The organism is Acinetobacter sp. YH12039 (assembly GCF_013420015.1).
In the GTDB taxonomy this organism is placed as follows: Bacteria; Pseudomonadota; Gammaproteobacteria; order Pseudomonadales; family Moraxellaceae; genus Acinetobacter; species Acinetobacter amyesii.
The window spans coordinates 1-10,673 of sequence record NZ_VOZA01000069.1; the positions used below are offsets into that span (position 1 = coordinate 1).

The 10,673-nt window shown below is 37.9% G+C and carries 7 protein-coding genes and 1 pseudogene; 4 read left to right on the top strand and 4 right to left on the bottom strand.

Annotated features, from left to right (window positions below; all coding sequences use genetic code 11):
• Positions 1–63 precede the first annotated feature (63 nt).
• The 3 genes and pseudogenes from FTT98_RS16345 to adeS all read left to right on the top strand — a co-directional run.
• Positions 64–432 (top strand): annotated as a pseudogene (locus FTT98_RS16345) (IS1-like element ISAba3 family transposase); the annotation flags it as partial.
• Between the two features lie 269 nt (positions 433–701).
• Positions 702–1,430 (top strand): efflux system response regulator transcription factor AdeR, encoded by a 729-nt coding sequence (gene adeR, locus FTT98_RS16350; protein ID WP_032073130.1) that lies wholly within the window; start codon positions 702–704, stop codon positions 1,428–1,430.
• Positions 1,420–2,526, top strand: coding sequence for a two-component sensor histidine kinase AdeS (gene adeS / locus FTT98_RS16355; RefSeq protein WP_032073131.1), 1,107 nt, complete (start codon positions 1,420–1,422; stop codon positions 2,524–2,526). The genes adeR and adeS overlap by 11 nt, the downstream gene beginning before the upstream one ends.
• Positions 2,527–2,629: 103 nt before the next feature.
• Here adeS and FTT98_RS16360 read toward each other — a convergent pair whose 3' ends face one another.
• From FTT98_RS16360 to FTT98_RS16370, 3 genes are all read right to left on the bottom strand, one after another.
• Positions 2,630–4,144 (bottom strand): MFS transporter, encoded by a 1,515-nt coding sequence (locus FTT98_RS16360; protein WP_032073148.1) that lies wholly within the window; start codon positions 4,142–4,144, stop codon positions 2,630–2,632.
• Between the two features lie 113 nt (positions 4,145–4,257).
• Positions 4,258–7,359 carry a multidrug efflux RND transporter permease subunit gene (locus FTT98_RS16365; RefSeq protein ID WP_180177579.1) on the bottom strand — a complete coding sequence of 1,034 codons (3,102 nt, stop codon included), beginning with the start codon at positions 7,357–7,359 and terminating at the stop codon, positions 4,258–4,260.
• Positions 7,359–8,522 carry an efflux RND transporter periplasmic adaptor subunit gene (locus FTT98_RS16370; protein WP_032073150.1) on the bottom strand — a complete coding sequence of 388 codons (1,164 nt, stop codon included), beginning with the start codon at positions 8,520–8,522 and terminating at the stop codon, positions 7,359–7,361. The genes FTT98_RS16365 and FTT98_RS16370 overlap by 1 nt, the downstream gene beginning before the upstream one ends.
• Before the next feature lie 426 nt (positions 8,523–8,948).
• Between FTT98_RS16370 and FTT98_RS16375 the strand changes: the two genes are divergently transcribed.
• On the top strand, positions 8,949–9,545 hold the full coding sequence (locus FTT98_RS16375) for a LysE family translocator (RefSeq protein ID WP_074163998.1): 597 nt from the start codon (positions 8,949–8,951) through the stop codon (positions 9,543–9,545).
• Between the two features lie 27 nt (positions 9,546–9,572).
• On the opposite strand, the gene FTT98_RS16380 is transcribed toward FTT98_RS16375, so the two are convergent.
• Complete coding sequence (locus FTT98_RS16380) at positions 9,573–10,391, bottom strand: AraC family transcriptional regulator (RefSeq protein ID WP_032073151.1); 819 nt, start codon at positions 10,389–10,391, stop codon at positions 9,573–9,575.
• Positions 10,392–10,673: the final 282 nt, after the last annotated feature.

The window sequence follows — 10,673 nt, forward strand, 5'->3', positions numbered from 1 at the left end:
TTTGGTAGTGTTTCAAAAAGTATGCTGAAGAAAAAGCCGATTGGATTTTGATAAAATAGAGAAATGCAAATAACTCTAGCAATCAAATGTCCAACCTGCCTCAGTGATAGTATAAAGAAAAATGGTATCAAAGTAGATGGGAAACAAAACTATCAGTGCAAAGACTGTAAACGTCAGTTTATTGGTGATCATGCACTGAGCTATCTAGGATGTAAGTCAGGTATTACTCGTAAAATATTACAGTTGATGGTCAGAGGCAGCGGTATACGAGATATTGCTGAAGTTGAGCGCATCAGTATCGGTAAAGTTTTACGTACTTTAACTGAATCAACCTATGAAATTCAGCCTCAGCAAAGTCATTATGAATCTCTCGAAGTAGATGAGTTCTGGAATTTTGTTGGAAATAAAAAGAATAAACAATGGCTTATTTTTGTTCAAAAGTCATATTTTACCTCGGAGAAACCGGACATTTTTATTGGTGAGAATATAGACACTTTAAATGGGTTCTAACACTCTCGTTTCGTATAACAGCCATTATGTTAAATGAATGATAATTGACATTTTGTTCATTAATACTGATATGCAACGAATTTTATTATATGTCACCCCTCAATTACAAATATAAATGACTGCTCGTCTAATCATCTCCATTACACAATTAAATGTTAAAATGCATAGCTACTTCATCTAAGATAAAATATATGTATCCAAATCTACAGCACAGCTTCGAAAACAGCGTCATTCTCGTTGTAGAAGATGATTATGATATTGGTGACATTCTTGAAAAATACATAAAAAATGAAAACATGCAGGTCATCCGTGCATTGGATGGACAACAAGCTTTAGAGTGCCTAAAAGCCAACTCTATCGACCTGATTCTCCTTGATATTAAATTACCCAAACTAAATGGCTGGGAAATTCTACAAATCATCCGTCAAACAAGTCATTTACCTGTCATTATGCTGACTGCCTTAGATGATCAAGTGAATAAGATCATGGGGCTAAAAATGGGTGCTGATGACTTTATTATTAAGCCATTTAACCCAAACGAAGTGATTGCACGAATACAAGCCGTACTTAGACGAAGTACAAGCCAAAATATGGAAATAACTAATATTATTCGTTATAGAAATATTGAAATTAATCCAGATCATCATCAAGTTTACATTTCAAATGGTCAAAGAAATCAGTTGCTCAACCTTACGTTAACTGAGTATAAGATACTGTTTTTGATGGCAAAAACACCGAATAAAGTCTTTACACGTAATGAATTGATCCAAAACTGTATGCCTGAAAGTGATGCTTTAGATCGCACTGTAGATAGCCATATCAGCAAATTACGCAAAAAACTTGAAGAAAATGATGTAAATGGCTTATTAATCAATGTCCGTGGCGTGGGGTATCGCTTAGATCAAAATCATGAAATTTAACTTTTTTAAAAATTCTGTTGGAATTAACTTCCAGTTTATTATCATGATGAGCCTATTCAATTTAGGCATTACGCTGTTATCTTTCATGATTGGCTATTTTGTTTATAGCTGGGCGATAAAAATAGGTTTTCTAAATACACAAGTTATTAATTCAAATGAATTTTCAGTTACCTCCGTTGACTTTATCTGGCTGTTTTTAGTGCTATTAACAGGCTTTTTTCTTTCTACTATCCTCGCCTTTAAATATGGAAAACGCTATACACAGCCAATTAGTGATTTAGCAGATGTTATTCAACAAATTCAACAAGGCAATTTAGCACTCAGAATTAAACAGCCACATCATGATATTCCACATGAAATCAAGTCTCTTATTGAGAACTTCAATGAAATGGCAAACCAACTTGAAGTATCAGTTAAGAATTCAACTGTTTGGAATGCTGCAATTGCACATGAATTACGAACACCTGTGACAATATTACAAGGTCGCTTGCAAGGTATTGTCGATGGTATATTTATTGCCGATAAAGCTTTACACCTAAGCTTATTGAACCAAGTCGAAGGCTTATCTTACCTTGTGGAAGATTTACGGACACTGACACTTATTGAAAATAAACAATTACGATTAGAACTAGAAAAGACCAATTTAAAAAATAGTATTGAAAAATGTCTGCAGATGTTTAATGAACGGTTTCATGTTAAAGGTTTAACTATTGTTTTAAATTTGACGGATAAATTGGTTTGCGTTGATATAAGAAGGATGGAACAGGTCTTTATTGCATTGTTCTCTAACTTTCTAAGATATTCGAATGCTGGAAAAATAAATATTACATCTGTAACCACAGCAGAACATTGGGTATTGACGTTTGAAGATGAAGGTCCTGGTATTGATGAATCGCATCTTAAACACCTGTTCAAACCCTTCTATCGACTGGAAGACTCTAGATCATGTCTAGATGGCGGTACTGGATTAGGCTTGGCAGTGATTGATGCAATTATTGAAGCACACCAAGGTCATATTTATTATTCTAAATCCAAAAACTTAGGTGGCAGCTGTTTTACTATTCAACTAAATCGTAAGACATCAACTCATTTATAATGTGTTAAGTTCAGATTAATACGGCTTAATTTAAACCATAAATTTAAGATAAATTGATGTCTGAACTTAACCATTCTGTTTGATGATCCTCAAATAAATTTCATCACAATGAATTCTCATCTCGATATTTAGCTAGCATAAAAAATACCACAATGGAGAGTATCCCGATGATAATCCCTGCTGTTAATAATAAATTAACATGAGCTGAACTGAAGGCAATTTTACCTGCGTTAATCAATGCTGTACCTTGTTCAACGGGTAACTGGCTCGCCACTAAATAGGTATCACCAATCGAAAGTCTGGCTTTTTCTGCTAAAACAGCAGTTAAATCTGACGGCACTTGAAGATGACTGCCAAATATATAGGCCATGAAAACACCAAATAAAGTAATACCTAGTCCTGTACCCAGTTCATAACCTGTACTTTCAAGTGAACCTGCCGCACCGCCCTTTTCTGCAGGTACTGAGCCCATGATCGCAATGGATGAAGCTGTTAAACCAATACTCAGTGTTAATCCAATCGAAGCTAAAATAAAGGGAACGATGATTCCCGGATGATGAAAATCTGAATAACTCAAACTGACCAACGCAATTGCTGCCAATATTAATGACATGGTCGCAACCAGACGGAGTCCAAATTTATTGGATAAAAAACCAGCAATAGGCCCGCCAATAGCGGCCGCAACCATAATCGGAACCATAAAAAGACCGGCTTGCAGCGGTGTTAAACGAATGACATATTGCAGCTCCATTGCCAAAGTTAACTCAACCCCTGCCAAAGCGCCTGCAGCAACCATTGCCATAATAATGCCGGCTAAAATAGCAGGACGTGAAAATAGCGAAAGATCTAGCATCGGCTGAGGAGAATTCAGCTGTTTGCGTACAAATATGGTTAATAAGCCGATAGATAAAACGACCAAAGGCAAGACAATCAACAACGACTGTTTACCGCCTAAGCCTGCTTTTAGTGCATATACAAACGAAATCAAACCGACAATCAGCAATAGCGCTTGACCAAATGCCCAATGTCCAGGGGTTATAGCTTCTTTTCGGGACAATAAGAAATAGCACATTGGTGCGACAACCAGCATGATTGGGACGTTAATCAGGAAAACTGAACCCCACCAGAAATATTCTAACAATCCCCCACCAATGAGCGGTCCAATGGCGGCACCGGCTGATCCGATTGTGCCCCAAATACCCAGCGCAATGGCACGTTCGCGACTGTCTTCGAAGGTTCTGCGAATAATACCCAATACACAGGGCATAATCATGGCACCGCCTAATGCTAATAAAGCACGTGCGGCAATCAGCATAGAAGCCGTTTGGGAAAATGCCGCAAGGACTGAGGCAATTCCAAATATAACCAAGCCAATCAGCAGAATCTTACGATTGCCGACACGATCAGCCAAAGTTCCCATCGGAACTAAAAGTCCAGCCATAAGTAATGGATAAATATCAATAATCCATAAGACTTGGTTACTTGTGGCACTCAGCGATTGGGTTAATGAGGGAACCGCAACATGCAGTACAGTCATATCAATCACAATCGGCAGAAATGCAAGCACGACAGCGAGCAATATCCACCAGCGTTTCGGATCAAGATTGGTAGCTTTCATGATTAAACCTATATTGATGGTTTATTAAATCAATTCTGAAATAAAGATGTAAATGAAAGATTTGTTGTGGGCTAAACTCGTTAACCCACAGCTTTTATTCTCAGTTTTGATGCTTAATGTGCCGCTTTACGTTTCGAGAATTTCTCAACCATGCTCATGACGACAATAAAGAAAATCGGTACAAAAATAACAGCTAGAATTGTTGCGCTGATCATGCCGCCAAAGACGCCTGTACCAATCGCTTTTTGAGTTTCAGAACTAGCGCCACTGGCAATGACTAAAGGAATAACGCCACAGGTAAATGCCAAAGATGTCATTAGGATTGGACGTAAGCGCAATTTAGCGGCTGCAACGGTTGCCTCCACTAAACCCATTCCTTCTTCTCTTAGTGCTTTTGCAAACTCAACAATCAAAATAGCATTCTTTGCAGATAGACCAATAATCGTGATCATGCCGACCTTAAAGAAAATATCATTTGGCATACCACGTAACATTACTGCTAAAAAGGCGCCAATCAACCCTAGAGGGACAACTAGCATCACAGAGAATGGAATTGACCAGCTTTCATAAAGCGCTGCCAAGACAAGGAAAACGACTAACATCGACAACAGTAATAAAAACAAGGTTTGTGATTCCGACTGTTTTTCTTCTAGAGAAATCCCAGTCCACTCATAACCCACACCTTTCGGAAGTTGTTCAATCAAATTTTCCATCTCAGTCATGGCTTGTCCTGAAGATATACCTGCTGCTGGACTGCCAGAAATACTCAATGATGGACGACCGTTGTAACGATTGTATTGTTGTGGGGAATGTTGCCAAATTGGAGTAATTATTTCAGACATTGAAACCAATTTACCGCTTTGACTGTTCACCTTAATCTGAAGAATATCTTCAATACTCATGCGTGATTTGGCATCAAGTTGCACAATGACTTGCTGCATACGGTCATGATTTGGAAAATCATTGATATACATCGAACCCATTGAGGTTGAAATAATATCGGTCACATCACTGAAATTAACACCTAATGCCTGCAATTTATCTCTATCAATTTTAAGCTGTACAGAACTGCCATCTGGCAAACCTTCAGGATAGACCTCCGCCACGATTTTACTTTGTGCTGCTAATGCTAAAAGCTGATCTTGTGCTTCTCTTAAAGCAGGCATGCCAATATTGCCACGATCTAATAATCTCAGTGAAAAACCAGATGAGTTACCCAATTCATCAATTGCTGGTGGTAACACAGACATGGTTTGACCTTCTGAACTTTCAGCCATCGCTATATTGGCATTATTCACGACTTCTTGTGCCGTAATAGTACGCTCTTCGAATGGCAATAGATTGGTAAAATACATCGCTGTATTCTGACCAGATCCACTAAAACCAAAACCTAAGACCGCCATATTGTCTTTAATCCCCGTTTCTTGGTCTAAATAATTTTGAAACTCAGCAACGACTTTACGGGTACGTTCTTGAGTTGCATCCGCAGGAAGTTGAATCGAAGTCATAAACCACCCCTGATCTTCTTCTGGCATAAACGCAGTCGGAACGTGTTTAAAACTAAAAATCAGCACAATGACAATGCCTAAGAAACATAACATTGCGAGGGTTTTATGTTTAATTACTTTAAATAAACTGCGTTCATAGCGATTGTTCAGCTTCTCAAAACTGCGATCAAACGATGCAAAAACACCCTTTTTCTGATGGTCTTGATCAATCGGTTTTAACATCGTTGCACATAACGCAGGGGTTAATGTCAGTGCAAGGAAAGCTGAGAATAAAATTGAAACCGACATGGTAATGGTGAACTGACGATAGATAATCCCCACTGAGCCTGACGCCAATGCCATCGGCAAGAATACAGCGGCTAACACTAAGGTGATGCCAATAATCGGATTGGTAATTTCCTTCATGGCTTTAGATGTGGCTTCAACTGGAGATAAGCCTTCTGTCGCCATAATGCGTTCAACATTCTCAATGACCACAATCGCATCATCGACAATAATCCCGATCGCAAGCACCATACCGAACATGGTCAGCACATTAATCGAAAAACCAGCAAGCAGCATGACTGAGAATGTGCCAAGCAATGCAATCGGTGCAACAATCGCCGGAATTAAGGTGTATCGAACATTGTGTAAAAAGATAAACATGACAATAAAAACTAATGCCATAGCTTCAAGCAATGTCATGATTACTTTTTCAATCGAGATTTTTACAAAAGGTGCAGTGTCGTAAGGTATAGAGAATTTCATACCATCAGGCAGTGCTGAACCTAACTGTTCAATTTTCGCTTTAACACCTTCTGCAGTCTTGACAGCGTTGGCACCAGGACTCATTTGTATCGCCACAGCTGTAGAGGCTTTGCCATTTTCTAAAATCGCAAAGTTATACATCTGTGCCCCGATTTCGACACGAGCGACATCCGACAGTCGAACATTGGCGCCATTTTGTTGAGCACGTAAACTAATTTTCTTGAATTGCTCTACAGTTTCTAATTGACCTTGAGCAGTTAAAGGAATAGTAATTTGTTGCCCCGTCAAAGCAGGAACATCACCAATACGACCTGGTGATATCGGCAAGTTTTGGTTTTGGATGGCTGTATTCACATCTTGAATACTCAATCCATAAGAAACCAAACGATCTGGATCGACCCAAATCCGCATGGCTTTTTCAGCACCAAAATTTTGGACTTTACCAACACCGTCAACCCGCTTTAATTCTTCAATCACATAGCGAGTCATATAGTCACTGACATCAATTTCACTATATTTGCCATTCGGTGAACTTAAGCCCACCATCATTAAAAAACCAGACGACGCAGCATCGACCATCAGCCCTTGTTGTCGCACTGTTTGAGGTAAGCGTGACTCAATGGCTTTAATTTTGTTTTGCACATCAATTTGTGCAAGTTCTACATCTGTACCTGGTTTAAATGTTGCGGTGATTGTTGCTGTTCCAGAACTATCTGAACTTGAACTGTAATAAAGTAAGTTTTTGACACCTGACATTTCCCGCTCAATCAAGGTCACAACACTATCATTCAATGTTTTTGGCGTAGCACCTGGATAGATTGCCGTAATACTAATCTGTGGTGGCGCAACACTTGGGAATCGTGCAATAGGTAACTTGGGGATGCTTAGTATACCCAACAGAATAATAAATAAAGCAATCACCCATGCAAAAATAGGACGCCTAATGAAAAATTGGGACATTATTGCTGTCCTCCATTTTCCTTAATATTTGTAGGTTGCCACTGCTTAATTTTTAATTTTTGCTCAGGCTGTATACGATCAGCCCCTTCAACAATGACTTTCTCACCTGCTTGTAACCCTTGTTTGATCACATAGTTATTTTGATAACGTTGACCAAGCTGAACAGGCTTGCTTTGCGCTAAACCTTTTTGATTAACAATCGTAACATTGGCTTTACCACTAATATCATGTTGAATCGCTTGTTCTGGAACTAGGAGCGCATTTTCAACTTGAGCTCGGCTCATATTGACTCGAACATACATGCCTGGCAAAAGTTTTTGATTTTCATTATTGGCTAAAATACGGATTGTGACATCACCCGTATCAGGATCAACTTTAGTATCCGAAAATAGGATTTCACCTGTAACGTTATAAGGTTTACCCTGACTATTTAGGATTTCAACCGTATGTTTGGTATTTGACACGTCACCTTGCTGTAAAGCTTCCTGTAGTTTTTCATAATCACTAATTGATTGCTTTACATCAACATAGACTTTATTAATCTGTTGTATTACGGCCATTGCATTAGTATCACCTTGACCAACTAATGCACCCTCAGTCACTAAGATTTCACCAATCGTTCCCGAGATAGGGGCTGTAACAGTCGCATATTTAAGATTAAGTTGTTGTCTGCTTAACATGGCTTGCATTTGCGCCACATCGGCTTTTGCTTTTTGATAATCTGCTTCGGTATTGTTGTATTCCTGCTGACTAACCGCATTTACTTTTACTAATTCAGTGTAGCGTTTTAACAGCACCTGCAAACGTGTCACCTCAGCTTGTGCACGGTTTAAAGTGGCTTGATTGCTTTTTACATCTGCCTGAAATATTTCAGAATTCAATTTAAAAAGCGGTTGACCTGCTTGCACATAAGAGCCTTGCTTAAAAAGTACTTTATCAACAATTCCACCTACTTGCGGGCGAATTTCAGCAATACGGTAAGCGACAACACGGCCTGGAAGATTTTCAATTAAATTCATGGAATGCGGTAATACCGTGATGGTACTGACAACCGCTGGTGGCATTTCTGTTGGGGACTGTTCAGCATCTTTGGCTTGTGTACAGCCGATTAAAAGTACAGTTGTAATAAGTATTGAACCTATTAAATGATAATGTGTTGACATGCTTTTTCAGAGGGGGGGTTTTAGATACTACTATTTTGAAATAGCAGTGTTTATGAATTGCTGATGTTGTGTGGAGATTGTGTGGAGATTGTGTGGAGAGATTAAAAGATTTATTTTTTAATGACACGCTTAAACAGCGTGGCTTGTAAATTAGTATAAATAATTTTGTTGTTCTACAATTTTGATCGTATCTTAGTTTTTTCTCATAGTTCATGAACTTTAAAATTCTAAACCAAGACTAATATTTATATAAGCAATTGAAAATACAATACATAGTTTCTTTATACACTTATGAAGTGAACTTTAGGTGAACATAAGTTAAATAGAAATTTTTAATTAGTTCAGCACAAACGTACAATCTTTAAGGCCTATAACTCGATACCGTTCTCTCTTTGATGTTTATTGCTATCTAATTGAGTGAACTCTGTGGAAATATTTCTTTATACATTAAGCGTTATGTATAGCCCAGGCCCTGTAAATTTTATGGGGCTAAATTCTGGCCTTACAGGTCAATTAAAAAAGACTATAGGATTTTACCTAGGCATTGGTTTCGCCATGTTGATCTTATTCGTATTGTTTGGCTATATAGGTGAAGCTGTTATTCCACATGGATTGATTCATTATATTGCTTTAGCGGGTGCAATTTATACATTCTACTTGGCTATAAAAATGATTAGGGCGAATGTAGAAACAACTCAACAGCAAGAAAGCCATCTAACATTCTTAAATGGCTTATTTATTCAGTTATTAAATCCAAAAGCCATTCTCGTCATTCTACCTGTTACGACAATTATGTACCCTGCAGCCAAAATCACAGGAATCATGATCTTGATAGTTTCTTTACTGATTTCACTTGGTGCTGTTGGCGCACCATTCACCTATGCTCTGGTTGGAAAAGTATTAGGCAACAAAATTGCTAATCCTATCTGGTTTAATCGGCTAAATAAGCTGATGGGTATACTCTTGATTTTATCAGGGCTTTTTATGTTCAAAGATTTTCTTAATGGAATAAATCTGCTGTAGGACAAATTAGCCGTTCAAATCGAACGGCTATCTTTTAATATTTATCATTTTCCATTGAGTGGGAGTTAAACCAAATGTTTTTATAAAATGTCTGGTCATATGACTCTGATCAAAAAAGCCTGCATTTAAAGCAGCATTAACAATAGACTCCCCTTGAGCAAGGTAGAACTTAACTGTTTCTAAGCGACGCATGATCATATAACGGTGTGGGCTAGTTCCAAATAATAATCGGAAATCACGAGAAAGGCTCCAGCGGTCACGATCAGCATGTTTCTCTAAATCTGACAAACTTAAGTTTTCATGTGGATACGCCAAAATACACTCACGCGCTCTCTCTGCTGCCTTGTAGTCAAATTTTTTGTTTTGGTTAGATGAAGTATCTGAAATTTCACACAGTGTAGTTGCCAAATCAAATAGAGCATCTTCCTCTTCTAGGGTATCCATATAATTATTTATATTATTTAGAAAGCTATCCATTGCCCTAAACAGGCGAATATCATTACTTAAGCCATGTCTGATAAAAGGCAAAGGTTTACCCTTTAAAATGGTTTGGATCATCGCTGGTTCGATGTAAATCATTCTATAGCGATAGCCATCTAATGTTCCTGATTCACCATCATGCTTTTCATCCGGGTGTAGAACCATAGTCATGCCTGGCAAGCTATGTTGCAATGTACCTTTGTAATGAAAGTTTTGAACTCCGGAAAGAGTCCTGCCAATAGCATAAGTATCATGTCGGTGAGGTTTATAAGCATAATTGGAAAGAAATGCTTCAATTCTTTCTAATTTATGATTTTGAGTGGGGGATCTCACAATCCAATTATTTCCACTGGAGAAATCAGGCATAATTGATGGCCAATTTTTCGTAGATTCTATTGTAGATTATTTTTCACTTTTCCTAAAATTAACATAATACACGTTATACGTAATGCTTGATATTTCTCTTTAAATATCATTATATTAAAGCAAGCCGTTCTGAAATATAGGGCACCAGCAGAGCGGCTTTTTATTGATTATTCATGTTCCACGCTTAAAATTCGAACAGTGTTTCATGATTTTTATAAGTTAAACTAAATTTAGTTGCTAATCCCAATAAGCTATTCACTAACTTGTAAATATCGGTATACC